Here is a 25,102-nt window from a genome sequence, read left to right on the forward strand (position 1 = left end):
TCCCCCTGGAGGACCGATGTCCGCAACGTCGCCGACGCGACCGAGCGTGGTATCCCAGGCACTGGCCCGCGACCGGCTGGGTGTGCCTTCCGTCATCATGTTCGCCCTGACCGCGGCAGCGCCGCTGATGGTCGTGGGCGCGCTCGTCTCGACCGGCTGGGGCGTGGTCGGCACGACCGGCTTCCCGCTGGCGTTCCTGATCATCGCCGCGATCCTGGCCGTGTTCAGCTTCGGCTACGTCGCGATGTCGCGGCACATCACGAACGCGGGCGCCTTCTACTCCTACATCGCGCAGGGGCTGGGCCGGCCGCTGGGCGTCGGCGGGGCCATGGTGGCCCTGCTCGCCTACAACCTGCTGCAGGTGGGGCTGTACGGCGCGTTCGGCGCCTTCCTGTCGCAGTTCCTCGCCGAGAAGGCGAACCTGAACGTCGACTGGTGGATCCTCGCGCTGGTGCTGTGGCTGTTCATCGCGGTCCTCGGCCTGCTGCGCGTCGACGTCAACAGCAAGGTCCTCATGATCCTGCTCGGCGCCGAGCTGATCGTCGTGACGATCTTCGACGTGATCTTCTTCAGCCACCCGGCCGGCGGTTCGCTGAGCGTCGAGCCGTGGACCTGGAGCGCGCTGAAGGACGGTGCCGGCCCGGCGTTCGCGGTCGCGACCACGGCGTTCGTCGGCTTCGAGGCCGCCCCGGTCTTCGCCGAGGAGGCCCGCAGCAAGAACCGGACGGTGGCCCTGGCGACCTTCCTGGGCCTCGGGGTCATGTTCCTGTCGTACTCGCTCACGAGCTGGGCCGCGTCGGCCAGCATGGGCGTGGACCAGACCGTGGCCAAGGCGCAGGACACGCTCGCGACCGGCGGCCCCTTCTTCCCGACCCTGATCGAGAAGGGCGGAAGCTGGGCCGGCGATGTCGGCACGGTCCTGCTCATCACGAGCATCGCGGCGGCGGCGCTGAGCTACCACAACACGACGGCGCGGTACGCCTTCGCGCTGGGCCGTGAGCGGGTGCTCCCGTCGTTCTTCGGCCGCACCCGGGCCCGCTCGGGCGCCCCGATGGCCGGCTCGCTGTTCCAGACGATCATCGCGGCCGCCACCATCGTCGTGTTCGCGGTGGCCGGCTGGGACCCGCTGGTGAACCTGTTCTTCTGGCTGGGCACCTCGGGCGGCGTCGGCGTGCTGCTGCTCGTCGCGGCCACGTCCATCTCGGTGATCTTCTACTTCGTGCGGGACGGCCGCGGCGAGAGCGCCTGGTCGCGGCTCATCGCGCCGGTCCTGTCGACGATCGCCCTCGCCTACGTCATGTGGCAGGTGTTCGACAACTTCGGCCTGCTGCTCGGCATCGCCCCGGACGACCCCAACCCGGCCGTGTGGGCGTTCCCGACGGCCTACGGCGTCGCCGCGGTCATCGGCATCGTCTGGGCGCTCATCCTGCGCGGGCTCAACCGGCAGGACTACGACGCGATCGGCCTCGGCGCCCGGGCCAACACCGCCCGCCTCGAGTCCGCGGAGTCGGTCGAGGTTCGCTGAAACCACACAGTGGGGAGGCCGGCGGTGGCCGGCCTCCCCACTGTCTTCTCCATACGCCTACCGCGGGGTGTTACCCATAGGTGAGCGCCGGCGTGGGCTCGACTCGGTCGGCGGCCGCGCGCAGCTGGCGGGCGGCGAAGCCGCGCACCTTCTTGAACGTGGCCGACTCGGGCCGGCGGTCGTCGACGACCGGGGCGTTCGGCATCGCCGAGTGTGCCTCCAGGCGGACGGCCTCGAGCGAGACGATCATGGCGATCGGGGTCATGCGAGCTCCTTGGTGTTCGGGCCGGTGGTCGCCCTGACCACCAGCGATACGGGCAGCGTCAGGCGACGCCGCGCCGGGTCCTCGGGCGGGTCGAGCAGGATCTCGCCCGCGAGCCGCCCGCGCTCGACGCTGGGCTGGCGGATGGTGGTGAGTCCGGCCGGCTCGGCCTCGTCGATGTCGTCGAAGCCGGTGACCGACACGTCCCGGCCGGGGCGCAGGCCCCGGGCGCGCAGCGCGTCGAGCACGCCGAGCGCGAGGACGTCGGAGGTGGTCAGGATCGCCGTGGCCCGGTCGAGCCGGTCCAGCGCGTGCGCCGCGGCCGCCCCGCCCTCGTCGCGGGCGTTGTTCGCCGCGTTGATGAGCAGCACCCGGTCCCAGGGCACGCCGGCCGCCACGAGCGCGTCGCGGAAGCCCCGCACCCGCTGCCCGGTGACGTAGTAGCGCAGCGCGTCCGGGTCGGCGTCGACCGGCCCGGTCACGCCCCCGTCGACGATCCAGTGCGCGACGATCGCGATCTGGCGGTGGCCGAGCCGGGCGATGTGCTCGCCCAGCCGGCGCGCGGCCGCCCGCTCGTCGATGCCGACGTAGCCGGCGTCGGGGCCGAACGCGTCCGGGTCCTCGCCGATCACGATCGGCACGCCCCGGGCGCGGATCAGGTCCAGCGCGCCGTGCCAGTCGGGCACGCAGTAGAGGCAGAAGGCGTCGACCGCGGCGTTGCCGACCACCCGCCGGCCGGCCTCCTCGTCCTTGGGCAGGTTGAGCAGCAGCAGCGAGGTCTCCCGGGCCGAAGCCGCCTCCGCCAGCCCGCGCAGGTAGGCCACCGCGTAGGGGTCGGTGAACGCCATCGACAGGTTGTCGGTGAGCAGGACGCCGATCGCGTTGACCTTGCCACGGCGCAGCGAGCGGGCCGTCGGGTTGGGGCCCGAGTAGCCCAGCCGCTCCGCCGCCGCGAGGATTCGGGACCGCAGTTCGGGGGAGAGCTGATCCGGGCGGCTGTACGCGTTGGAGACGGTGCTCCGCGACACGCCCAGCTCGTCGGCGATGGTCTGCAGCGTGGCCGGCATGCTTCCCCCTTTCTGTATCGATCCAGTCCTTCTATATCGATACAGTACGTCGGCGTGCGCGGCCCTGCCAGGGTTTTGTCGGGTCCTGGCATGTGGGCCGCAACACGTGTCCTGAGCTGCTCTTTTAACCCTTACGCAATGGCGCGCCACCAGGGTTCAAGAGCCGGCAACGCGTCGATGTTCACCCGGTCACCCGGCTGCGGCACCACGAGCTCGATGTCCCGGGCCCGGGCCTCCTCGATCAGCCGCTCGACCGGCTCCGACCACGCGTGCAGCGCCAGGTTGAACGTGCACCAGTGCAGCGGGATGAGCACCCGCGCCTGCACGTCGAGGTGCGCGCTCGCCCCGTCCTCGGGCTTCATGTGGATGTCCGGCCAGGCGTCGTTGTACGCGCCCACCTGGATCAGCGACGCGTCGAACGGCCCGTGCTGCTCCCCGATCTGCTTGTACCCCTCGAAGTAGCCCGAGTCGCCCGTGTAGAACAGGCTCCGGCGGGCGCCCTTCACCACCCACGACGCCCACAGGGTGCCGTCGCGGGTGAACCGGCGGCCGGAGAAGTGCCGGGCCGCCGTGGCGGTGAGCGTGATCCCGCGGACCTCGTGCTGCTCGTCCCAGTCCAGCTCGATCACCCGGTCCGACGGCACGCCCCAGCGCTCGAGGTGGGCGCCGACGCCGAGCGGCACCAGAAACGGCGCCTGCTGGGTGCGCTGCAGCGCCCGGATCGAGGCGAGGTCGAGGTGGTCGTAGTGATCGTGGGAGATGACCACGGCGTCGATGCGGGGCAGCTCCTCCAGCGGCAGCGGCATCGGGTGCAGGCGCTTCGGGCCCGCGAACGACGTCGGCGAGCAGCGGTCGCTCCACACCGGGTCGAACAGCACCCGCACGCCCTCGATCTCCACCAGCGCGGTCGAGTGGCCCAGCCAGGTCACGTGCAGCCCGTCCGGGTCGAGCCGGCCGCCGAGCTGCGGGCGCGTCACCGGGATCACGCCGAGCGGCTTGCGGCGCTGCTTGCCCACCAGCAACTCGACGAACGCGTCCCGCATCGCGTGCGGTGGCAGGATCTCGGCCGGCACCGAGTTCTCGAACTTGCCGTCGCCGAACTGCGGCGAGCGCCGCATGCGCTCCGCCCGCGCCCCCGCCGGGACCGCCCCCAGCTGCGCCGGAAGGTCACGCAGCGCCCATGCGACGCCACCGGCGGCGGCCGCCACCGCGGCCCACGCGAGCACCCGAGTCGTCTTGCCCATTGCTCCGTCGCCTCCAGTTGTGGTGAGGTTCAGCACCCGTCCGTTTCGATTTTCTCTCGGCCCTCCGGTCGGCCGAACACCGGCAGAGCCCCTTCGAAGGGCTCCGATCTGCGGAAACGTCGATCAGCAGGGGTTTGGGCCGGGATAACGAGCAGGTGTACGCCTGGAGCGGGGCCCTGTTGCCGGACATCCAGGTGTGCAAGGCTGCCCGCGAACTCCCTCTTCACGCGCATGCATCGCGTAGGTCACTTTCTCCCGGAGGCCTGTCGTGGTCTGGTACACCAACCAGTCACTCCTGTTGATCCTGCTCGCGTTCCTGCTCGGTCTGCTGGTCGGCTACCTCTGGTGGGGCCTGCGCCTGCGCCGGGTCCGGTCGTCCGAATCCGCCACCGAGTCCACCACAGTTCCGCCGGTCGCGCCGGTCGCGGCTCCTGCTTCGGCGGCACCCATCGCGGCGGCGGTCGCCGATCCCGAACCTATCGCGGAGCCGGCTCCCGCGCCCGAACCCGTTGCCGTTGTCGAAGCAGAGCCCGTCGCCGTTGTTGAAGAAGAGCCGGCGGTCGAGGACGAGCCCGTCGCCGAGCCGGTTGCCGTCGTTGAAGACGAGCCCGTCGCGGAGCCCGTCGCCGAGGACCAGTCGGACGCTGAGCCCGTCGACGCTGCTCTCGTGGCCGAGGTCGAGTCGGCGTTCGCGGCCGAGCCGGTCGAGGAGCCGGCGCAGGACGAGCTCGAGCGGATCGAGGGCATCGGGCCGAAGATCGCGGCGGCGCTTCGCGCGGCGGGCATCACCACCTACGCGCAGCTGGCCGACGCCGAGCGGTCCACTGTGGAGCTTGCGCTCGAGCGGGCGAATCTTCGGTTCGCGCCCAGCCTCGGGACGTGGTCGCGGCAGGCGCGGCTACTTGCCGACGGGGACGAGGCCGGCTTCAAGGAGCTGACCGACCGGCTCATCGCGGGCCGTGAGGTGGCGGCCAAGGCGGCTGCCGAGTCCGCGCCGCTCGCCGACGTCGAGCCGGAGCTGGATTCTGAGCCTGAGCCGGTCGTGGTCGCGGTCGAGCCGGACCCCGAGCCGGTCGTGGCCGAGCCCGAGCCTGTCGCGGTCGAGCCGGAGCCGGAGCCGGTCGTGGTCGAGCCGGAGCCGGAGCCGGAGCCGGAGCCGGTCGTGGTCGAGCCGGAGCCGGAGCCGGAGCCGGTCGTGGAAGAGCCCGAGCCGGTCGTCGCGGCCGAGGACGTCAAGCCCGACAATCTCAAGCGCATCGAGGGTATCGGGCCGAAGATGTCGGCGGCGTTGATCGCGTCGGGCATCAAGACGTACCAGCAGCTGGCCGACGCCGACGTCGACACGCTCCGCGCGGCGATCGAGGCGGCCGGCCTGCGCTTCGCCCCGAGCATCGTCACCTGGTCCCGGCAGGCGCGGCACCTCGCCGACGGGGACGAGGAGGGCTTCGCCGACCTGACCCGGCGCCTGGTCGCCGGCCGCGACACCGGGCGCGCCTGATGGCGACGTCGACGACCAGCTGGGAGATCCGCAAGCGGAACCCCCTGATCCCGCTCGGCGTCGCCGTCGTGGGGCTGGCGGCGCTGGTGATCGCGTTCGAGGTACCGCATCGGCACTCGGTCGAGGACAACCTCACCGATCGCACCAAGGTCGCGCTCACCAACGCGGGCATCGACGCCGACGTGCGGTTCGTCGGTCGCGACGGCACCGTGAAGGTCGGCTCGGCGGACGAGAAGGACAAGGCGCGCCAGGTCACGCTCGGCGTCGAGGGCGTGCGCGTGGTGGACGTACAGGCGCCGCCGAAGGTGGAAACCCCCGCCGTCCAGCAACAGCAGTCAGTGTCGGTGAAGCTGCTGGTCGACAACGGCAAGATCACGCTCACCGGCACCGTGCCGGCCGAGGCCGACCGCGCGAAGATCGCGGACGCGGCCAAGCAGGCGTTCGGCGCCGAGAACGTGCAGGACGAGCTGACCGTCGACGCGGCGCGGGCCGCCGACGATACCGACCTGGCCGGGCTGAGCGCGGTCGCGGCGGCGCTGGGCAAGGACGCGAAGGCCGGGGTCGTCGACCTCACCGAGCATGTCGTGACCCTGACCGGTACCGTCGCGTCGCCGGACGCCAAGGACAAGGCCGAGGCCGCGGCCAAGGCGGCGGCCAAGTCCGGGACGGTCCGCAACGAGCTCGTGGTCGGCCAGGCGGCCGCGCCCGAGCAGGTGCAGAAGCAGCTCATCGCGCTGCCGACGGTCGAGTTCGAGAACAACAGCGCCACGCTGACCGCGCAGGGCCGGGCCGTGGTGGAGAACGCGGCCTCGATCCTCAAGGCGAACCCGGACGTGAAGGTCAGCATCGAGGGCCACACGGACCTCACCGGCACCGCGGCGAACAACCAGGTGCTGAGCGAGAACCGGGCCCGCACCGTGCTGGACACCCTCGTCTCGCTGGGCATCTCCACGGACCGCCTGAGCTCCAAGGGCTTCGGCGAGAGCCGGCCGAAGGTGCAGGGCAGCGACGCGGCGGCCAACGCCGTGAACCGGCGGGTCGAGTTCATCGTGCAGCCATGACGAAGGGGGCGCGGCCGGTAACGGCCGCGCCCCCTCCTTTGTGGACGGTCAGGCGATGGGCCGGGAGCGGCCGTACGCCAGCAGGGCCGCGCCGAGCGCGGTGATGATGCCGGCCCAGACGGCCAGGATGAGCGCCTGCGGACCGGTGACGGGAAGCGTGCCGCCGCCGGTCGTGCTCGCGGCCTGGACCGTGACGGCCATGCGGATCTGGTGGATCGTGCCGGTCGGGTCGACGCCGGCGGCGACGACGTCGTGCGCGCCGAGGCCGACGCCGGCCGGGATCGTGATGGGCTGGCTGAAGGCGCCGGCGGCGTCGGTCGTGACGGTACCGAGCACGACGGGCGTGCTGTAGAGGATGATCGACGCGGTGGAGTACGGGGCGAAGCCCGTGCCGACGACGGTGATCCGCTGCGCGGGCTCGACCTTGGACAGGACGCCCTCGGTGGTGGTGAGGGTCGTCGGCGCGCTGAGCGGCACGCTCGCCGGGACGTCGGGCTGGGCCGCGGTGACGGCGCCCGACGCCGGGGAGGCGGCCGAGTCGCCGCCGGCGGTGTGCGCGACCACGGTGTAGGTGTAGGACACGCCCGCGGTGGCGCCGATGACGCAGGACGTCGCGGTGCGGGCGGTCGTGGTGCAGGTGGCGGGGCCGGGGTTCGCGTAGACCGTGTACCCGGTCACCGTGGTCGTCGCGGACGGGGCCCAGCTGACGGTGGCCGAGGCGGTGCCCGCGGTCGCGGTGGGCGCGCTCACCGGTGCCGGAAGCGTCGTCGTGGTCGTGGCGGCCGCGGCCGCTCCGGTGCCCAGGGCGTTCGTGGCGCGCACCGTGACCTGGTAGGTGGTGCCCGGGGTTAGGCCGGTGACGGTTCCGGTGAGCGGGGACCCGGTCGGCGCGAAGGCCGTCCACGTCGTGCCGCCGTCGATGGAGATCTCGTAGCCGGTGACCGTGGAGCCGCCGTTGTCCGGCACGGTGAAGCTCACGGTCATCGAGGTCGCCGCGGGCACCGCGGTGACGGCGCTCGGCGCGCCCGGCGGCCCCGCCGGGGTCACGGCGGCGGTGGCGGCGGACTCGGGAGAGTCGCCGGCGGCATTGGTGGCGTGGACGGTGAAGGTGTAGGTCGTGCCGTTGGTGAGCCCGGTGATCGTGCACGGGGACGAGGCGCAGGTGGCGGTCACCCCGCCCGGGGCCGAGGTGACGGTGTACGAGGTGATCGCCGCGCCGCCCGTGGACGCCGGGGCGGTGAAGGACACCGTCGCCTGGCCGGCGCCGCCCGTGGCCGAGGGGCCGGTGGGAGCGGCCGGGACGGTGGAGGGGGTCACGCTGACGGCCGCGGAGGCCGTGCCGGCGCCGATGCCGTTGAGTGCGTGGATCTGCACGGAGTACGCGGTGCCGTTGGTGAGGCCGGTGATGCTCGCGTGCAGGGGCGCTGTGCCGGTCGTGCTCAGCGCGTTCCAGGTGGTGCCGCCGTCGGTGCTGTACTCGTACCCCGTGATCGCATCGCCGCCGGTGTCGGCGGGGGCGGTGAAGGTGAGGGTGGCCGAGCCGTCGCCGCGGGCGGCACTGACCGCCGTCGGCGCACCGGCGACCGTGGCCGGCGTGACCGGCGACGAGGCGGTGGACTCGGCGGAGTCGCCGGAGGTGTTGGTGGCGTGGACGGTGAACGTGTACGCGGTGCCGTTGGTCAGGCCGGTGATCGAGCACGGCGACGACGGGCAGGTCGCGGTGAGCCCGCCGGGCGTGGCGGTCACGGTGTAGGAGGTGACGGATGCGCCGCCGTTGTCGGCGGGGGCGGTGAACGTGACCGAGGCGGAGGCGTTGCCGCGGGTGGCCGCGACGGTGCCGGGCGCCCCCGGCACCCTGGCCGGCGTCACGGACTGCGCGGTGGACCCGGCGCCGGGGCCCTGGCCGTTGACCGCCCGGACGGTGACGGAGTATGCGGTGCCGTTGGCCAGCCCGGTGACGGTGCCGGTGAGCACGCCGTTCGACGCGGTGGTGGACAGCGGCGCCCACGTCGTGCCGCCGTCGGTGGAGATCTGGTAGGCGGTGATCGGTGACCCCTCGTCCGGCGGGGCGGCGAACGAGACGGACACCTGGCCGTCGCCGGGCGTGGCCGTCACGGTGGGCGCCTGCGGCACGTCGATCGGGGTCACGGCGGCCGACGCCGTGGATTCGGGCGAGTCGCCGGCGGCGTTGGTGGCGTGGACGGCGAACGTGTAGGCGGTGCCGTTGGTCAGGCCGGTGACGGTGCAGGGGCTGGCCGGGCACGTGGCGGTGATGCCGCCGGGGCTGGACGTGACGGTGTAGCCGGTGATCGGCGAGCCGCCGTCGCCGCCCGGCGCGGTGAAGGACACGATGGCCTGCCCGGCTCCGGCGGTCGCCGAGGCCCCGGTCGGGGCGCCGGGCGGCAGCGCCGGGGTCACCGGCGCGGAGGCGGCGGACTCCACCGAGTCGCCGTTGGCGTTGGTGGCGTGGACGGTGAACGTGTAGGCGGTGCCGTTGTTCAGGCCGGTGACGGTGCAGGGACTGGCCGGGCACGCGGCGGTGATGCCGCCGGGGCTGGACGTGACGGTGTAGCCGGTGATCGGCGAGCCGTTGTCGCTGGCCGGGGCGGTGAACGACACGACCGCCTGGGTGTTGCCCGGCTGCGCCGAGACGGCCGTGGGCGCGGTCGGCACCGCGGGGCCGTTGAACGTCAGCGTGACCGAGCCGGTCGCGCCGTCGCCCGCGACCAGGCCGGGCAGCTGGACGCCGCCGGTGCCGCTCTTGACGCTGATCGTCGACGGGCCGAGGTTGCCCGGCCACGCCAGCGAGGAGCCGCCACCCCCGCCGGCGACGTTGGTGTTGAGGATGCCGTTGGTGCTCGCGCCCCCGCCGCCGCCTCCGCCGTAGCCCCCGCCGCCGCCACCACCGCGAGCGCTGCTGGGCAGCAGGCCGCCCGAACCGCCCGTCGCGATGGTCAGGGCGGCGGCGTTGTCGTTGCCGCCGGACGTGCCGGCGGCGTAGTTGCCGGTGCCGCCGCTTCCGCCGGTGCCGCCGTTGCCGGCCGCCCCGGGTCCGGAGGTGGCCTGGGCGTTGTCGCTGGTGCCGGCGGAGCCGGCATTGCCGCCGTCGCCGTTGTAGGCGCCGCCGCCCCCGCCGCCCGCGATGGCCAGCTTGGTCAGCAGGTTGTGCCCGGCGTCGAGGGCGAACAGGCCGGAGCCGCCGCCCCCGCTGCTCGTGCCGTGGTTGTCGCCGGTCCCGGCCGTCCCGACGATCACGTACAGGTAGGTCGTTCCCAGCGGCAGCGCAGTGGTGCCGGCGACCTCGGCGCCGTTGCCCCCGATGTGCGAGCGGGCCGGGTAGCCGGCGCCCCCGCCGGCCCCGATCACGTCGACGTCGACCGACGTGGTGCCGGCCGGCACGCCCAGGGTGAACGTGCCGGCCGTCGTGCACGTCACGGTGCTCAGCGAGGCGGGTGTCGACCCGTCCGAGCACGGCGACGACGTCGCAGAGGCCGGGGCCGCCGACATCAGGCACGCCCCGCCCCCGGCCAGCACCCCGCTGGCGAGCACCGCGGCCGACCGCTGCAACCGCGCTCGCAAACGCTGCGCGAGAACCATCCCACCACCACCTTCACCATGGTGGGCGGGCTCCCCCGCGCCCACACGAACGACAAATCCGGCGAAGTCGCCGTTCGCGAGTATAGGGGCCGATATTACTTAGAGTGGTTATAACCTCACTTATCGTGCTGACTACACGTCCGAGCGTGCGATCTCGTATGCGGCGAGCGGGCCGGCGCAGACGGCGTACAGGCTGACGGTGCGGGTGGCGGTGCCGCCGTTGCGCAGGGCGGTCAGCCACACCGACCGGCCGTCGGCCGCGCCGGGCGCCGACTCCTGGACGCGGGTCCGGAAGTCGGCGCTGCCCGAGCCGACGACCGCCGCACCCCCGCCGAGCACCACCGAGCCCGCCGGGCACGGTGCGGTGTCGCGCACGAACCCGCCGGCGGCCAGGGTGACGTCCTTGTGCACGACCTGGTAGCCGGCCGGAGCGTCGGCGCAGACGGCGAACAGCCTGATCGTGTGGGAGACCGTGTCGTTGTTGCGCAGGGCGGTCAGCCACAGCGACTGGCTGCCGGCCGTGCCGGGCGCGGACTCCTGGACGATGCGGTCGGTCGAGGCCGGCTGGTTGGAGCTGTACGGGGTGTCGCTGGCCCCGCCTCCGAGCGCCACCGTTCCGGCCGGGCACGCGGCGACGTCGCGCACGAACGCGCCCGCGGCCACGGTGACGTCCTTCGAGGCGACCTGGTAGCCGGTGAGGCCGTCGACGCAGACGCTGAACAGCGCGATCTGGTGCGAGGCGCCGTCGGTGTTGCGGATGGTGGTCGCCCACAGGCGGGCCACCGCGTTCGCGGTGTGGTCGAAGTGGGCCCGGACCTCGGATCCCTCGATGCGCGTGCCGAAGTCGGCGCTGCCCTCGCCGACCACGGACGCGCCGCCGCCGGTCACCTGCCGGCCCGCCGCGCAAAGGCGCCCGCCGTTGATGATCCCGCCCGGCGTCATGGCCTGGGCCGCGGGCGCGGGCAGGAGCGCGACGGCGGCGGCTCCACTCGCGAGTGCGGCCGCGACCCGGCCGGTCCGGCTTCCTCTGTGCACGAACTGCGTACGTCCCTCGACGGCGTTGCCAGTTTTCTCAGACACTGAGCCCTCTCCCGTAGGTGGTGGACCGCTGTGCGGCGGCGCACAAGGTAGCCACCGCAGGCGTGCGGTTCACGGGAGAGTCAGCCTTCGGTCACTCGGCGCCGAAAATGGTGAGGGGCGCGGCCACAATGGCCGCGCCCCTCACTGCATTCTTGAGGTGCTCAGTGGTGCACGGGGTAGAGCGGTTCACGAGCGACGGCGCTGTTGTCCGCCCGCAGCGTCTGGACCGACGCCGCGGCGGCCGCGGTCGGGTCCGGCTGCGGCAGGGAGTCGCAGTTCTTGTCGGCGCGGTCGCCCGACTTGCGCTGCGGCAGCTTGCCGGTGGAGAGGTAGTCCGCGATCGTGTCGTCGATGCACGCGTTGCCGTTGAGCGAGTTGGCGTGCGTGGTCTGACCGACCTCGGCCAGCAGGGCGCTGTGCGGGAAGCGACGCCGCGCCTCCAGGCTGCCCTCGAACGGGGTGGCCGCGTCGAGGGTGGTGCCGACGAACAGGACGCTCTTGACCTTGGAGCCGTCGACCTTGACCGGCTTCTGGGCCTTGGCCGGCCAGTAGAGGCACGGCGCGTTGAACCAGGTGTTCGACCAGGTCATGAACGGCGCCTTGAGGAACGTCAGCCAGTTGTCGCGCTGCCACTGGTTCCAGCTCTGCGGCCACTGCACGTCGGTGCACTGCACCGCGTTGTAGACCGCGAAGCCGTTGTCGTCGCCGGGCGCGATGTAGTTGTCGTACGCGTCGACGATGACCTCGGTGTTGTGGTCGTTGGCCCAGCCGGCGAAGGCGTCGGCCAGCTCCAGCCACGTCGACTGGTAGTAGCCGGCGTAGAGGAAGATGTCCGTCCACTCGCTCGCGCCCACCACGCCGCCGGCCGGGGCCGACCGCAGCTTCTGCTGCTCGGCGTACCAGCGCAGCTCGACCTGCTTTTCGGTCTTGCCGAGGTGGTACACGCTGTCGTACTTGGCCAGCCAGCCGAACCAGATCTCGACGTTGCGCTGGAAGGCGGAGTCCTGGTCCAGGTTGGCCTGGTACCACACCTTGCGCACGTCGACGTTGCCGTCGAGCACCATGCGGCGGACCTTGTCCGGGTGCAGCGTGCCGTAGACCTGGCCGAGGTAGGTGCCGTACGAGAAGCCGTAGTAGTTGATCTGCTGCGCGCCGAGCGCCTTGCGGATCGACTCCATGTCGTTGACCGAGTCGACGGTGCTCATGTGGTTGAGCAGCTCACCGCCGGCCTTGCCGCACGCCTTGGCGTAGCCCTTGGACTTGTCCAGCCAGAGGTTCTCGAGGTTCTTGTTCCACGGGATGTACTCGGGGCGGGGACCGGCGAAGTAGTCGTCGTCGCAGTGCAGCGCGGGAACGCTCGAGCCGACGCCGCGCGGGTCGAAGCCGATCCAGTCGTAGGCCTCGCCGGCGCCGTTGGGGACGTACTCGCCCAGCACCGACAGCGTCAGCCCGGACCCGCCGGGGCCGCCCGGGTTGACCAGCATGACGCCCTGGTAGTCCTTGTCCGCGACCTTGTGCTTGATGCGCGAGACGGCGATCTGGATCTTCTTGCCGTTGGGCTTGCTGTAGTCGAGGGGCACGTCGAGCAGGCCGCATTCGGCCCCGCGGCGCTGCATGCCGGCGCTCGCGCACTGGCCCCACGGGATCGAGGCCGAGTAACCCTCGGCGCTCGGCGAACCCGGTGCCGCCAGGGCGCCCGAGGCCGGGGCGACGGCCGCGAGCAGGCCCGCGGCGGTGAAGAGGACCAGCCCCTTCACGGTTCTTTTCGTCAAGACAACCCTCCCAATCTGCCCAAATCTGTGCAGTGGCCAGCTGATTCGGGTCAAACAATGTCACGCCGATGCTTTCGGCCCGGCCCGCCGCGCGGAAGCGGCAACACCCTTTCCAACACCCGACGAAAACCGATGTCGGGCAACCGGCGGGCTCCGGTACAACGGTGTGATGCTGCGCAAGTACCCTCGGACGCCGCACCTGCAGGGCTCGCGGCTGCAGCCCGGGGACCACGACCTCGCCCAGGTGCCGTTCGCCGAGCTGGCCGGGCGGGCGCTGGTGGTGGAGGAGAAGCTCGACGGGGCCAACGCCGCGATCAGCTTCGATGCCGACGGCGCGCTGCGGCTGCAGTCGCGCGGCCACTATCTGTCGGGCGGACCGCGCGAGAGGCAGTTCGCCCCGTTCAAGGCGTGGGCGGCGGGCGCGCAATACGGACTGTGGCCCGTGTTGCGGGAGCGTTTCATCCTGTACGGAGAGTGGCTCTATGCGAAGCACACCGTCTTCTATGACGCGCTGCCGCATCACTTCTGCGAGTTCGACGTCTACGACCGTCAATCCGAAACGTTTCTGTCCACGAACCGCCGGCGGGAACTGCTCGACGGGCTCGGCATCGCCTCGGTGCCGGTGCTGGGCGAGGGCACGTTCCCCGATCTCGCGGCGCTGACCAAGCTCGTCGGCCCGTCGACCTGCCGCACCGGTGGCTGGCGGGACGCGCTGCGTGAGGCGGCCGTGGCCGGGGGCGCCGACCCGGACCAGGTCGTGCGCGAGACCGACATGTCCGAGGAGATGGAGGGGCTGTACCTCAAGCTCGAGGACGCGGACACGGTGCTGGGCCGCTACAAGTGGGTGCGGCCGAGCTTCCACACGGCGATCCTCGACTCGGGCAGCCACTGGCAGGACCGCCCGATCGTGGCCAACCGGGTCCGGGCATGAAGCTCCTCGAGCGCCTGGAACCGACCCCGATCACCGCGGCGCTCGAGCGCCTCGAGGAGTTCCGGCGCGGACCCGAGGAGCAACGGCAGCGGTTGTACTGTGCGGCAGCGCTCCTGCACCGCGGCGAGCACGCCACCCGGAAGCTGCTGTGGGAGCTCGGGGCGCCGATCGCCTGGCGGGAGCACGTCGCCGCGCTCGTGCGTTTCCACCGTCTGCCGTTCGACGCGCTGGAGCACCCCGACCTCGACCGCGCGGCCTACCGGGTGAGCCTGCTGGCCCGCAACGACGAACTGGCGCTGCTGGGGAGGGCCGCGGCGGAGGGGGATCCGACGCGGCTCGCGGAAGTCGCGCTCTTCAGCGAGTACACCTGCGGCTTGGGGTGTTTTGCAACGGAACGCGGGTTTGCTTCCGATCATGCGCGGTTCGAGTATTTCCGGACCCCGGGGCGGGACCCGGACTACGCCGCCTTCGACGACACCAAGTTCACCGTGACCGTGATGTCGGGACTGCCCGGCTCCGGCAAGGACCACTGGGTCGCGGCCAACCGGCCCGGCGTGCCCGTGGTGAGCCTCGACGACCTGCGCGACGAGCTGGGCGTGCGCCCCACGCAGGACCAGGGGCCGGTGGTGGCCGCGGCGTACGCGCGCGCGAAGGAGCACCTGCGCGCCGGCTCCCCGTACGTCTGGAACGCCACGAACGTGACCCGCGCGCTGCGGTCGCGGGCCATCGGGGTGGCCGCGGACTACGGCGCGCGGGTCGAGGTGGTCGGCGTCGAGGCCCCGCCGGACGTCGTGCACCGGCGCAACCGGGCGCGGGACCGGGTCGTGCCGCCGGCCGTGATCGACCGGATGGCCGGGCGCTGGGAGCCGCCCGACCCGACGGAGGCGCACTCGGTCCGCTTGATCAGCAATGTCTAGCCGCGGGTGGCGGACCGCTGGCGCTGCATCGCGAGGGCCTGCAGGGCCGACGAGCGGATCAGCAGGAGCGGGTTGAGCGGCTCGTTGGCGGCGATCGCGCGCGCGTAGGGGCGGTTGTTCGTGGCCCAGCCGTCGTGGATGTCGTACTCGATCGACAGCGACCCGTTGCTCGACATCTGGTAGTCCAGCAGCACGCCGGGGCCGAGCGAGCGGGTCGCGATCTCGCCGGCCATGTGCGGGATCGGCGAGAAGAAGAACGCGACCTTCGGGATCGGCTGGAACAGGTCCACGTCGATCAGGTCGAAGACGCCCATCGGCTGGTACATCCCGTGCGAGTCGTGGATGCAGAGCCCGGCGCCGAGCTCGATCCGTCCCGTGTTGTCGATCTCCATGTGCCCGGCCGGCCCGCCCGGGGTCACGATGCCGGCGCCGTCGTTGCCCGAGACGGTCAGCACGCTGCCCAGCGGGGCCGGGTAGTTGTGGGTGGCGACGATCTTGGTGCTGGGCGCGTGCGGGGTCTGGCGGGTGGTGTACATCGAGTACGTCTCGTTCCACGTGATCTCGAGGTGCCGCTCGAGGTAGTGGGCGGAGAGCCAGATCGTCGGAGCGCCGCTCGCCGAGGTGGCGATCGCGTGGAGCCCGAAGAGCGCGAAGTGGTGGTCGCGCAGCTGGTCGATCGTGGCCTCGTTCATGTCGATCGTGAGTTTGTGCTGCTCCACGCTGTCCTCCTGGGTTGGTGCGGCTCTGGAGACAGTGTGGGGCGGACAGGTTGCACGATCGGGGCAATCAGTGAAAATCCCTCACGATCGCCTGGGCCGCCTGGCGCAGCTCGCGCTCGTCGGGCAGCCAGGCGTCGGCGATGTCGGGGTGGAGGCTCGCGCGCGCGATCTCGAGGAGCCGGTGGCTCACCCGCTCCACGGACTCGCCGTGGTAGTCGTGCTCGATGACTTCGGCGGCCCGTTGCAGCGCCGAGGTCAGCTGCGCCTCCAGCGGCTCCTGCAGCCGCTGGACGGCGGGGTCGGCGTGGGCCGGGTCGATGGTGACGTGCAGTTCCTGCATGGCCGTGGTACTGCCCTTTTGCCGCACATTTCATGCGGGCACAGGTCAGGCGGCCACCGTACGGATGACCGCGCCGGGCCGGCGCAGGGCGTGGATCGCGCGCAGCGTCTTGGAGCCCTCGGCCGGATAGGTCGCCCGGACCTGCGCCAGCGCCCACGCCATGCGGGCGACGGCGGTCTCCGGGTGGTCGCCGAACTCGCTCGCGACCCGGGCCGCGCAACCCTGCACGCCCATGCGGCGCAGCGTCGCCGCGATCGCCGTGCGGATCTCGCCGCGCGCCGGGGTCTGCGAGCCCTGCAGATCCGAGGCGAACAGCGCCTCGGCCCGAACGGCCTCGAATGTGGTAGCCATCTCGCACCTCCTGTGCGCTGTCAGTGTGTTCCTGATGACATTCACGCTAGAAGTGCCGCGGCGGTTCGGGCTCACGGTTTCATGCCACGGTCGCCTGTTGGTCACGTTGGGTTGATCGGCTAGCCGGGTGCAGGGGTGGCAGGCGTATGGCAGGGTGGGACAGTGTCCCTGACCCCCAGCTCTCCGACCAGCGCGCCCCTGCCGCTGCACCGGGCGGCGCGCATCGAGGACGCGTTCCACGGCGTCCTGGAGCGGCGGCTGCGCCGGCGGGGCTGGAAGGTCGCCGTCACCGCATACACCGGCTACGGCTCGGCCGCGACCGACACCCGGCCGGGCTGGGTGCGGGTCCTCGGCCGGGTGCTGCTGGCCCGCATCGACCCGAAGCCCGGCAAGCGGCTGAAGAAGCTGCGCGGCTGGCGCTCGTTCACCGCCGTGTCGGTCAGCAACGCGCTCGTGCGCATCGAGGTCGGCGGGCGCACCAGCGAGGTGCGCTGCGACCGGGGCGGGTTCGTCGACTTCGTGGTCGAGGCCGACCTGGCCCCCGGGTGGGGCACGGTGACGCTGCAGTGTGAGGACAGCGCCCCCGTCGAGGCGCCGATCCGGATCATCGACCCCGTCGCCACCCGCTTCGGGATCGTCTCCGACGTGGACGACACGGTCATGATCACCACGCTGCCGCGGCCGCTGCTGGCCGCGTGGAACACCTTCGTGCTCGATGAGCACGCCCGGGCATCGGTACCGGGGATGGCGGTGCTGTACGAGCGGCTGGTCAACGCCAACCCGGGCGCGCCGGTCTTCTACCTGTCCACCGGCGCCTGGAACGTGGCGGCGACCCTCACGCGGTTCCTGTCCCGGCACCTCTACCCGGCCGGGCCGCTGCTGCTCACCGACTGGGGGCCCCAGCCGGACCGGTTCTTCCGCAGCGGCCAGGCGCACAAGCAGGCCACGCTGTCGCGGCTCGCCCAGGAGTTCCCCGACATCCAGTGGCTGCTCGTCGGCGACGACGGCCAGCACGACCCGGAGATCTACGCCGAGTTCGCCGCGGAGCACCCGGACAGCATCGCCGCGGTCGCGATCCGGCACCTCTCGCCCACGCAGGCGGTGCTGGCCGGCGCGTTCCCGGGCGTGGCCGGCAGCCCGCGGCGCTTCCCGCCCAACGACCGGCGCTGGCTGAGCGCCCCGGACGGTGCCGGCCTGTGGCGCCTGCTGCGGGACACCGAGATCCTCTAGTGCTTTCTCGCCGCCGTTGAGCTCATCGGCGCGCCGACCTTCTCGATCAGGTCGTGCAGCACCTGCTCGGACTGGTCGTGCGGGACCTGGCAGGTGCCCGCGGCGAGGTGGCCGCCGCCGCCGTACCGCAGCATGACCGACCCGATGTCCGTCGGGGACGTGCGGTCCAGGATCGACTTGCCGACCGCGAAGACCGTGTTGAGCTTCTGCTTGCCCCAGATGACGTGGATCGAGACGCGGGCCACGGGGAACAGCGCGTACACCATGAAGCGGTTCCCGGCGTAGATCGTCTCCTCGTCGCGCAGGTCGACCACGACCACGTCGCCGTGCACGTGCGACACCCGGCGCAGCTGGTCCACGAAGAGGTCCTGCTGCTCCCGGAACAGCTCGGCCCGCTCGGCCACGTCCGGCAGGGCCAGGATCTCCTCGACGTCCTGGTGGTCGATGCACGCGTCGATGAGCTGCATCATGAGCTGGTAGTTGGAGATCCGGAACTGGCGGAAGCGGCCCAGCCCGGTGCGGCTGTCCATCAGGAAGTTCAGCAGCGTCCAGCCGGTCGGCTGCAGGATTTCGGTGATGTCGTACTGCGCGGAGTCCGCCCGGTCCACGGCGACCATGAGCTCGTCGGAGACGTGCGGGAAGCGCTCGGCGCCGCCGTAGTGGTCGTAGATCACCCGGGCCGCCGACGGGGCATCCGCGTCGATGATGTGGTTGGTCGCCTGCCCATGGTGGAGTTTGGCGGCGCGCAGGGTCTCGGAGTGATGGTGGTCGAAGACCAGGTGGGCGCCGGGGGCGTACGGCAGGTTGGTGAGGATGTCCGTCGGCCCGACCTCCACCGCGCCGTCCTGCACGTCCTTCGGGTGCACGAACGTGATGTCGCCGATGAGGTCGAGGTGCCGCAGCAGGACCGCGCAGACCAGTCCGTCGAAGTCGCTGCGGGTCACGAGACGGTACTTCACTGCTATTCCCCCTGCGACGGAAACGGCCGGTCGACGGTTGCCCCATCGGCCGGCCGGTCGCGCGTCTGAGGATTACAGGATCGACAGGTGCACGTGATTCGTGTGGTCACTGGAGGGATCGCCGGCGACGCCGCTGTAATGGTGCCAGCCCACGGCCGGGGTCCAGATCTCCTTGAACCAGATGACGTACATGACGCCGAGCTGGTTCGCGTTCTTCACGAAGTACGCGGCCAGCGTGCTGCCGTAGACGTAGTCGTCACCGGAGGCCACGCCACCGAATCCGTTCTTCGTCTGGACCGAGAAGTCGCAGGCCCGGCCCTTGGGGTGCTCGTAGGGTCCGCTCGGGCGGAAGCACGCGACGAACCGCTTGAAGCCGTCCTTCTGCGCCTCCTGCATCGCGTGGAGCATGCGCGGGGTGATGCAGCCGGTGGTCGTGGGGTCATTGACGCTGCACGACTCCTTCGGCAGCGCGCCGCTGGACGTGCGCGGCACCGGGTCGGCGCTCGGCAGGTTCGCGGTGACGAAGCCCTTGCTCGGCCCGCCGGCCAGCTTCAGGGCGGTCTCCGCGTCCTTCTTCTTCTGCTCCATCGTCTGCACCTGCTGCTGCTGCGCGGCGACCTCGTCCTCGAGCGCCTTCTTCTGCGCGGCCTGGCTCTCCTTGAGCCCCTTGAGCTGGTGCAGCAGGTTGTCGTTGTGGTGGGCGATCTGGTTGATGGTGTCGGCCCGCTCGGCGAAGCTGTCCGGGGTGCCGGCGTCCATCAGCGCGGCGAACGTCGTCAGCGGGCCGGTGCGGTAGGCCGCGACGGCGATCGCGGCCACCTGCTCCTGGACCGTGGCCAGCTGGGCCTCGGTCGCCTGCAGCTGCGCGGTGAGCTCGCCCTGCCGCTTGACGGAGGCGTCGAACTTCTCCTTCGCCTCGGACCAGGCGCGGGTGCTGTCCTCGAGCACGGACCCGAGGGTCGGGTTCGCGCTGGACCCCTCGTCGCCGGTGTCGCCGCCGGGCTCGGCCGCGGCGGGCGTGGCGGCGAGCCCCCCGACTACCAGAGCCGCCAGCAGCGCGACGATCATGCGCCGGTAGGGATGTCGCGATGACATCTGGTTCGTTGTTCCTTCCGTCGGCCGCCGACCGAGTTAGCTGACGGGTTCGGGACGGAACGATCCCTACCGCCCCTCCGATCGGAAGGGCGGACTCACCCCAACGTAACGGTGGGTCCCCGGCTCGCCACGTGCGGCGATTGGGCGGCAGCCCCGCCCGGCGCCGGGGGCGGCGCCTGCTGGACGTGACCGTGGGTCACTGTACCCAGGGCGCTTCTTTTGCGCACCGCACCGTTTGTGCGGAGATCTTTATGACCAGCGATAAGTGACGCAGATCACTCGCCGCGGCCGGGCCTCAAGGCAACCGTAAATATTCTTCATAAAAAGATGACGTTCGCTCCTTCGAGCCGAAGTGCCTGGTCATATGGGCTGGTCAATCGGCTGGTTCAGAAGGAGTGATCAACGGTGTCGAGAGTGCGCCTGCTGGCGATGCTCGCCGCGGTGACCATCGCGGGCGGGGTGGTCGCGGTGTTCAACATGCTGCCCGCCTCGGCCGCGTCGTGCAGCCCCGCGTGGCAGTCCTCGGCGGTCTACACCGGAGGCGCGACGGTCTCCCGCAACGGCCACAACTACCTCGCCAAGTGGTGGACGCAGAACGAGGCGCCACCCGGGACCACCGGGGTGTGGCAGGACCAGGGCTCGTGCGGCGCCGGCGGCGGCACGCCGACGACCAACCCGCCCCAGACCGGCTCGGCCGGCGGCTGCAGCTTCCCGGCCTGGGTGCAGGGCCGCAACTACGTGACCGGCGACATCGTGAAGTTCACGGACGGCAAGTTCTACATCGCCGAGCACGACAACCCCGGCTACAGCCCCGTGATCAGCACCTGGTTCTGGGACCCGTACACCTGCTCGGGCACCGGCGGCGGTGGCGGCGGCACGACCCCGCCCCCCTCCAACGGCTCCTTCGTGGTCAGCGAGGCCCAGTTCAACCAGATGTTCCCGGGCCGGAACTCCTTCTACACCTACTCGGGCCTGGTGGCGGCGCTGTCGGCATATCCCGGCTTCGCGAAGACCGGCTCGGATGCCGTGCGCAAGCAGGAGGCGGCCGCGTTCCTGGCCAACGTGAACCACGAGACCGGCGGCCTGGTGTACGTCGTGGAGCAGAACACCGCGAACTACTCGCACTACTGCGACACGAGCCAGTCCTACGGCTGCCCGGCCGGCCAGTCGGCGTACTACGGCCGCGGCCCGATCCAGCTGTCGTGGAACTTCAACTACAAGGCCGCGGGCGACGCGCTGGGCATCGACCTGCTGCACAACCCGAACCTCGTGCAGACCGACTCCGCCGTCGCCTGGAAGACCGCCCTCTGGTACTGGAACACCCAGAGCGGCCCCGGCACCATGACCCCGCACAACGCGATGGTCAACGGCGCCGGCTTCGGCGAGACGATCCGGAGCATCAACGGCAGCCTGGAGTGCGGCGGCCGCAACCCGGCGCAGGTCCAGAGCCGCGTGGCGGCGTACCAGCGCTTCGTGTCGATCCTGGGCACGGGCACGGGGGCCGGCTCGCTGTCCTGCTGACCTTTCTCCCTCCGAACCCGGCGGCGGCCCTCCCATGGGGTGTGGGAGGCCGCCGCCGGGCGTTTCCGCCCCCGGGCGCGCTGCTCGGGAAACGCGCGCGAAGTCGAGGGGGCGGGCAGGGTGCCCTGTTGGGCGCGGGCTGCTAGCTCAATGGCAGAGCTGCGGACTTTTAATCATCGGTAGCGGTAACTGCAGGCCGTATCGCACCGGGATTTACCTGCGGGCGCTGTTGCATTGAGCCATCGTCAAGATCCCCTGCCGCAAGAACTTCGGTAGGGGTCCACGCTCGTGTTCCTTGATGCTGGTCGTCGCGATAACAAAACGGCGCATAACGGACAGCTGCAGGGGTGCTACCCGGCGACCGCCAGCCTCCAGGCGGACCTCGCGGCGAAGAATCCCATGCTCGATCAACACGATCGCTCAATGCAACAGCGCCCTGTTCACCGACGACGAACGCGCCGCCGCCCGCCGACGGCTCACCGACCATCACTTCGACGTCGACCGTTACCTGCACTCCTTAGCGACCGCCTGACCAAGCCCTCTACGAAGGCATCCGCGGCGGCGGACACACGGCATCCACTGCCAGCCCTTCGCCATCCACGCTCGGGGGAGATAATCGGACGGGGAGGTCGATCAACGCTCGCCTTCGTATGGAGGTCAAGTCGTCAGCGCGTCGAGCACCCTTCAAGGAGGGGTTCGTAGCGTTTTTGGCGTTTAGGGCTACGATGGTGACGTGAGTTCCACGCCGTCCGCCCTGTTGACGACCACCCAGGCCGCCGTGTTGCTGCACTGCTCGCGGCAGCACGTCGTCGACCTCTGCGACAGCGGGACGCTGCCGTTCGTGCGGGCCGGCACGCATCGGCGGATCCGGCGAGACGACGTCGAGCGGCTCCTGCGGCCGCCATTCCGGCGTGAGGTCGAGAAGTCCCTGTGGCTGCACCGCGCCGTGGCCGGCAAGCTCGTCGCTCATCCGGTGCGCGGGATGGCGCTGGCGTACCGCAATCTGGCTCACCGCCGGGAGGTCCACTCGGACGGCAGTGCCGACACCTGGTTCGACGCCTGGGAGCGGCTGCTCGACGAGGGCGTTGACGCGGTCGTCGACATGATCACGGCGCGCACGGAGTTGGCGGCGGAGTTCCGGCAGAACACGCCGTTCGCCGGGCTGCTGACCGATCGGGAGCGCCTGAAGGTGCTGGCGGCGTTCGACGCCACCCATCCCCGGGCGGCGAGGTCCGCATGAACGCGCGCAGCTTGAACACGTGCTGCGTGCCGTGTCCGCGATCGTGGACGACCCCGATGTCCTGGTCATCGGCAGCCAGTCGATCCTCGGCGCGATACCGGAACATCTCCTGCCGCCGGTCGTCACCCGCTCGACCGAGGTCGACATCGCGTTCTTCGACGACCCGGACGGGCGCAAGGCCGATCTCGTCGACGGCGGCATCGGCGAGATGTCTCCGTTCGACAGCACCTACGGGTACTACGCCCAGGGCGTGGACACCTCAACGGCGGTCCTGCCCGACGGCTGGCGGGACAGGCTCGTCGTGGTCGCCAACGCCAACACCGGTACCGCGCAGGCCCGCTGCCTGGAGCCGCACGACTGCGCGGCATCCAAGCTCGCCGCCGGCCGCGAGAAGGACCTTGTCTTCGTCTCTGCGCTGCTCGAGGCGCGCCTGATCGACGCCCGCATTCTCGCCGACCGCATCAAGGCGATGGACATCTCCGCGGTACTGCGTCAGCGCATGCTGAGCTGGGTAGCCTCGGCAAGGTAAAGGAATCGGAGGTGCGGATCGTGTCGCCTGGCATCGTGGGCGTCGGGTACGAAGGTCAGACGCTCGACGAACTCGTCGAGCGGCTCGTCGCCGCGGGCGTTTTGCGGCTCGTGGACGTCCGGATGACGCCGATCTCCCGGAAGCGCGGGCTGAGCAAGACGGCGCTCGGGGCCGCTTTGGCAGAGGCTGGCATTCGGTACGAGCATCGACGCGAGCTGGGCAACCCGAAGTCGAACCGGGCGGGTTTCGGAGGCTCGCCCGAGGAGCGCCAGGATGCGAAGGCGATCTTCGCCGGCCTGCTGGAGGTCGAGGATGCCGCCGATGCGCTCGACGCGTTGGCGGAGGCGAGCCGGCGGGAGCGGGTCGCCGTGCTGTGCTTCGAAGCCGACCAGAGCCGCTGCCACCGCGACGTGGTCCTCCGCGAGGTGGAGCGCCGCCGGTCCAACGCTTCGGGTAATACACGCCCAGCACGCTGAAGACGTTCACCCGTTCGGCCTGGCGGAAGAAGCGCTCACACAAGTCGAGTCGCTGCTGCGCGTCAGCGCGCACACATCACAGCCGCAGGGCCCGGCTCGGGCGGCGAAAGCAAACGGCTGGTCACGCCGGTGGCGTGACCAGCCGATGATGCCAGCGCTCGGTGGTTCAGCAGGAAAGGTTGCCGCCCGCGGGGACGCCGAGGATGCCGACGAACTGGTTGTAGGAGTTGATCCGGCTCTGGACCTGGGCGGGGTTGCCGCCGTTGCACTCGATGCTGTTGATGGCCCGGATCGTGGTGCCGAAGCCCTGCCCGTTCACCATCGCGTTGTGCGACGTGGTGCCCGCGTTGCCGGTGCCGGTCATCCAGTACCACAGGCCGGTCTGCCACGAGATCGACGAGTTCGTGGCGACCAGGTTGGGGTTGTTGAGCAGGTCGACGCCGAGCGCGTCGCCGGCCGCCTTGTAGTTGAAGTTCCAGCTCAGCTGGATCGGGCCGCGGCCGTGGTAGGCGGACTGGCCGGCCGGGCAGCCGTAGGGCTGGCTGGTGTCGCAGTAGTGCGGCCAGTTGGCGGTGTTGATCTCGTCGATGTAGACCAGCCCGCCGGTCTCGTGGCTGACGTTGGCCAGGAACGCGGCGGCCTCCTGGCGCTTGACGGTGTCGCTGCCGGTCGTGGCGAACGCCGGGTACTTCTTCATGGCGTCGACCAGCCCGGCGTACGTGTAGAACCCGTTGCGGCTCGGGAACATCTGGTTGAACTGGGCCTCGCTCACCACGAAGCCGCTCGTGCTCGTACCGCCGCAGGAGTAGGGCGACCAGAACCAGGTGCTGATGGTCGGGTCGTAGCCGGGGTTGTCGTGGGTGGCCTGGTAGAGCTGTCCGTTGGTGTACCGCACGATCGCACCGGTGGCGTAGGACTGTCCGGCGACCCAGTTCGGGTAGTTGCACGAGCCTGTGCCGCCGCCCGGGACCGTCCACTTCTGGTTGGCGCCGCCGTGGCAGGACCAGATCAGCAGCGGGGTGCCGTCGGCCGTACCCCAGCCGGACGCGTCGAGGCACTTGTTGGCCTGGGGGTTGACGATGTCGTTGGCGCCGCTGACGGCCCACTGCTGGGCGCCGGTGCCGTTGCAGTCCCACAGTTGGACCTTGGCTCCGTCGGCGGTGGAGCCGCCGGACACGTCGAGGCATTTGCCGAGGGCGCGGATCGTACCGTCGCTGCCCACGGTCCAGTTCTGGGCGTTCGTACCGTTGCAGGTCCACAGCTGGATCTGGGTGCCGTTTGCGGTGTTGGCGCCGGCGACGTCGACGCACTTGCCGCCGTATCCGGAGATGGCACCCGTGCCCGCGGCGGCCGCCGTGCCGGGGCTGAACGGGATGAAGGCGACGGCGCCGAGCACGAGAGAGGCTGCCGCGACGAGCACCCGACGCAAACGCGCCGATCTCGATCTGTCCATTGGGGCGCTCCTGGGAAAGGGAAGACGGGCCAAGGCAGGTACCCGGTTCTAGGGCGTCTTTCTATCGCAACCTCGACTAACTGTAAAGAGTGTTTACTTATGTCCGAGCGCCGTAAGATCGTCGATGGATTCGGCCGCGCCAAGCTGGAGGCCAAGCTCCGCCATCCATTGTGGAATCGGTCGGGCTCGACGTGTGCTCCGCTGTTCGTGGACGCCACCCCGTCGCCCTGGACTT

Annotated in this window: 22 protein-coding genes and 1 riboswitch; of the genes, 10 read left to right on the forward strand and 12 right to left on the reverse strand. The window is 71.0% G+C overall.

The window, feature by feature from the left end; genetic code table 11:
- The first annotated feature begins 46 nt into the window (after positions 1-46).
- Complete coding sequence (locus tag AC6JBM_RS44990; protein WP_497979799.1) at positions 47-1,525, forward strand: APC family permease; 1,479 nt, start codon at positions 47-49, stop codon at positions 1,523-1,525.
- A 70-nt stretch (positions 1,526-1,595) separates the two neighbouring features.
- Here the strand turns inward: AC6JBM_RS44990 and AC6JBM_RS44995 are convergent, their stop codons facing one another.
- The 3 genes from AC6JBM_RS44995 to AC6JBM_RS45005 all read right to left on the reverse strand — a co-directional run bounded on the left by AC6JBM_RS44995 (position 1,596) and on the right by AC6JBM_RS45005 (position 4,098).
- Entirely contained in the window at positions 1,596-1,790 is a 195-nt protein-coding gene (locus tag AC6JBM_RS44995) for a hypothetical protein (RefSeq protein ID WP_497979800.1), read from the reverse strand.
- Positions 1,787-2,854, reverse strand: a complete 1,068-nt coding sequence (locus tag AC6JBM_RS45000) for a LacI family DNA-binding transcriptional regulator (RefSeq protein ID WP_497979801.1) — start codon at positions 2,852-2,854, stop codon at positions 1,787-1,789. Before AC6JBM_RS45000 ends, AC6JBM_RS44995 begins: the two co-directional genes overlap by 4 nt.
- Positions 2,855-2,985: 131 nt before the next feature.
- The gene (locus AC6JBM_RS45005) at positions 2,986-4,098 is read right to left on the reverse strand and encodes an MBL fold metallo-hydrolase (RefSeq protein WP_497979802.1); all 1,113 of its coding nucleotides are present in this window, start codon (positions 4,096-4,098) and stop codon (positions 2,986-2,988) included.
- 268 nt (positions 4,099-4,366) lie between these two features.
- Between AC6JBM_RS45005 and AC6JBM_RS45010 the strand changes: the two genes are divergently transcribed.
- Both AC6JBM_RS45010 and AC6JBM_RS45015 read left to right on the forward strand, forming a co-directional pair.
- Positions 4,367-5,596, forward strand: a complete 1,230-nt coding sequence (locus AC6JBM_RS45010) for a helix-hairpin-helix domain-containing protein (RefSeq protein WP_497979803.1) — start codon at positions 4,367-4,369, stop codon at positions 5,594-5,596.
- Positions 5,596-6,657 carry an OmpA family protein gene (locus AC6JBM_RS45015; RefSeq protein WP_497979804.1) on the forward strand — a complete coding sequence of 354 codons (1,062 nt, stop codon included), beginning with the start codon at positions 5,596-5,598 and terminating at the stop codon, positions 6,655-6,657. Before AC6JBM_RS45010 ends, AC6JBM_RS45015 begins: the two co-directional genes overlap by 1 nt.
- Positions 6,658-6,705: 48 nt before the next feature.
- Here the strand turns inward: AC6JBM_RS45015 and AC6JBM_RS45020 are convergent, their stop codons facing one another.
- From AC6JBM_RS45020 to AC6JBM_RS45030, 3 genes are all read right to left on the reverse strand, one after another.
- The gene (locus tag AC6JBM_RS45020) at positions 6,706-10,254 is read right to left on the reverse strand and encodes a beta strand repeat-containing protein (protein ID WP_497979805.1); all 3,549 of its coding nucleotides are present in this window, start codon (positions 10,252-10,254) and stop codon (positions 6,706-6,708) included.
- Positions 10,255-10,386: 132 nt separating this feature from the next.
- A complete protein-coding gene (locus AC6JBM_RS45025; protein WP_497979806.1) occupies positions 10,387-11,334 on the reverse strand; it encodes a hypothetical protein in 948 nt (315 codons plus the stop codon).
- A gap of 161 nt (positions 11,335-11,495) precedes the next feature.
- Positions 11,496-13,106, reverse strand: a complete 1,611-nt coding sequence (locus AC6JBM_RS45030; RefSeq protein WP_497979807.1) for an alpha/beta hydrolase — start codon at positions 13,104-13,106, stop codon at positions 11,496-11,498.
- A gap of 169 nt (positions 13,107-13,275) precedes the next feature.
- Here AC6JBM_RS45030 and AC6JBM_RS45035 point away from each other — a divergent pair, with 169 nt between their 5' ends.
- Positions 13,276-14,037: an RNA ligase family protein gene (locus tag AC6JBM_RS45035; RefSeq protein WP_497979808.1), complete on the forward strand. Its 762-nt coding sequence runs from the start codon at positions 13,276-13,278 to the stop codon at positions 14,035-14,037.
- Entirely contained in the window at positions 14,034-14,954 is a 921-nt protein-coding gene (locus AC6JBM_RS45040) for an AAA family ATPase (RefSeq protein WP_497979809.1), read from the forward strand. The genes AC6JBM_RS45035 and AC6JBM_RS45040 overlap by 4 nt, the downstream gene beginning before the upstream one ends.
- On the opposite strand, the gene AC6JBM_RS45045 is transcribed toward AC6JBM_RS45040, so the two are convergent.
- From AC6JBM_RS45045 to AC6JBM_RS45055, 3 genes are all read right to left on the reverse strand, one after another.
- Entirely contained in the window at positions 14,951-15,673 is a 723-nt protein-coding gene (locus AC6JBM_RS45045) for a hypothetical protein (RefSeq protein WP_497979810.1), read from the reverse strand. The two genes, AC6JBM_RS45040 and AC6JBM_RS45045, sit on opposite strands and share 4 nt — an antisense overlap.
- 67 nt (positions 15,674-15,740) lie before the next feature.
- Entirely contained in the window at positions 15,741-16,013 is a 273-nt protein-coding gene (locus AC6JBM_RS45050; protein WP_497979811.1) for a hypothetical protein, read from the reverse strand.
- Positions 16,014-16,058: 45 nt separating this feature from the next.
- Complete coding sequence (locus tag AC6JBM_RS45055; RefSeq protein ID WP_350613748.1) at positions 16,059-16,364, reverse strand: hypothetical protein; 306 nt, start codon at positions 16,362-16,364, stop codon at positions 16,059-16,061.
- Positions 16,365-16,532: 168 nt separating this feature from the next.
- Here AC6JBM_RS45055 and AC6JBM_RS45060 point away from each other — a divergent pair, with 168 nt between their 5' ends.
- Positions 16,533-17,594, forward strand: a complete 1,062-nt coding sequence (locus tag AC6JBM_RS45060; protein WP_350614034.1) for an App1 family protein phosphatidate phosphatase — start codon at positions 16,533-16,535, stop codon at positions 17,592-17,594.
- On the opposite strand, the gene AC6JBM_RS45065 is transcribed toward AC6JBM_RS45060, so the two are convergent.
- Positions 17,591-18,553: an exopolyphosphatase gene (locus AC6JBM_RS45065; RefSeq protein WP_497979812.1), complete on the reverse strand. Its 963-nt coding sequence runs from the start codon at positions 18,551-18,553 to the stop codon at positions 17,591-17,593. The genes AC6JBM_RS45060 and AC6JBM_RS45065 overlap by 4 nt on opposite strands.
- Positions 18,554-18,625: 72 nt before the next feature.
- Positions 18,626-19,648 carry a coiled-coil domain-containing protein gene (locus tag AC6JBM_RS45070; RefSeq protein WP_497979813.1) on the reverse strand — a complete coding sequence of 341 codons (1,023 nt, stop codon included), beginning with the start codon at positions 19,646-19,648 and terminating at the stop codon, positions 18,626-18,628.
- Between the two features lie 9 nt (positions 19,649-19,657).
- A riboswitch (cyclic di-AMP (ydaO/yuaA leader) is annotated at positions 19,658-19,805 on the reverse strand.
- 248 nt (positions 19,806-20,053) lie between these two features.
- On the opposite strand from AC6JBM_RS45070, the gene AC6JBM_RS45075 reads away from it, so the two are divergent.
- The 4 genes from AC6JBM_RS45075 (at position 20,054) to AC6JBM_RS45090 (ending at position 23,414) form a co-directional block, all read left to right on the forward strand.
- Entirely contained in the window at positions 20,054-21,169 is a 1,116-nt protein-coding gene (locus tag AC6JBM_RS45075; protein ID WP_497979814.1) for a glycoside hydrolase family 19 protein, read from the forward strand.
- Positions 21,170-21,902: 733 nt separating this feature from the next.
- On the forward strand, positions 21,903-22,409 hold the full coding sequence (locus tag AC6JBM_RS45080) for a helix-turn-helix domain-containing protein (RefSeq protein WP_497979815.1): 507 nt from the start codon (positions 21,903-21,905) through the stop codon (positions 22,407-22,409).
- A gap of 19 nt (positions 22,410-22,428) precedes the next feature.
- A complete protein-coding gene (locus AC6JBM_RS45085; protein ID WP_497979816.1) occupies positions 22,429-22,938 on the forward strand; it encodes a DUF6036 family nucleotidyltransferase in 510 nt (169 codons plus the stop codon).
- Between the two features lie 11 nt (positions 22,939-22,949).
- The gene (locus tag AC6JBM_RS45090; protein ID WP_497979817.1) at positions 22,950-23,414 is read left to right on the forward strand and encodes a DUF488 family protein, N3 subclade; all 465 of its coding nucleotides are present in this window, start codon (positions 22,950-22,952) and stop codon (positions 23,412-23,414) included.
- 166 nt (positions 23,415-23,580) lie between these two features.
- Here the strand turns inward: AC6JBM_RS45090 and AC6JBM_RS45095 are convergent, their stop codons facing one another.
- Positions 23,581-24,867, reverse strand: a complete 1,287-nt coding sequence (locus AC6JBM_RS45095) for a lectin (RefSeq protein WP_497979818.1) — start codon at positions 24,865-24,867, stop codon at positions 23,581-23,583.
- Between the last annotated feature and the right edge of the window lie 235 nt (positions 24,868-25,102).

Source organism: Dactylosporangium thailandense (assembly GCF_059739745.1).

Excerpts from the sequence above, each read along its gene's own strand:
- AC6JBM_RS44995 (WP_497979800.1), bottom strand. The coding sequence starts at position 1,790 with ATGACCCCGATCGCCATGATCGTCTCGCTCGAGGCCGTCCGCCTGGAG.
- AC6JBM_RS45000 (WP_497979801.1), bottom strand. The coding sequence starts at position 2,854 with ATGCCGGCCACGCTGCAGACCATCGCCGACGAGCTGGGCGTGTCGCGG.
- AC6JBM_RS45005 (WP_497979802.1), bottom strand. The coding sequence starts at position 4,098 with ATGGGCAAGACGACTCGGGTGCTCGCGTGGGCCGCGGTGGCGGCCGCC.
- AC6JBM_RS45015 (WP_497979804.1), top strand. The coding sequence starts at position 5,596 with ATGGCGACGTCGACGACCAGCTGGGAGATCCGCAAGCGGAACCCCCTG.
- AC6JBM_RS45020 (WP_497979805.1), bottom strand. The coding sequence starts at position 10,254 with ATGGTTCTCGCGCAGCGTTTGCGAGCGCGGTTGCAGCGGTCGGCCGCG.
- AC6JBM_RS45035 (WP_497979808.1), top strand. The coding sequence starts at position 13,276 with ATGCTGCGCAAGTACCCTCGGACGCCGCACCTGCAGGGCTCGCGGCTG.
- AC6JBM_RS45040 (WP_497979809.1), top strand. The coding sequence starts at position 14,034 with ATGAAGCTCCTCGAGCGCCTGGAACCGACCCCGATCACCGCGGCGCTC.
- AC6JBM_RS45050 (WP_497979811.1), bottom strand. The coding sequence starts at position 16,013 with ATGCAGGAACTGCACGTCACCATCGACCCGGCCCACGCCGACCCCGCC.
- AC6JBM_RS45055 (WP_350613748.1), bottom strand. The coding sequence starts at position 16,364 with ATGGCTACCACATTCGAGGCCGTTCGGGCCGAGGCGCTGTTCGCCTCG.
- AC6JBM_RS45070 (WP_497979813.1), bottom strand. The coding sequence starts at position 19,648 with ATGTCATCGCGACATCCCTACCGGCGCATGATCGTCGCGCTGCTGGCG.
- AC6JBM_RS45095 (WP_497979818.1), bottom strand. The coding sequence starts at position 24,867 with ATGGACAGATCGAGATCGGCGCGTTTGCGTCGGGTGCTCGTCGCGGCA.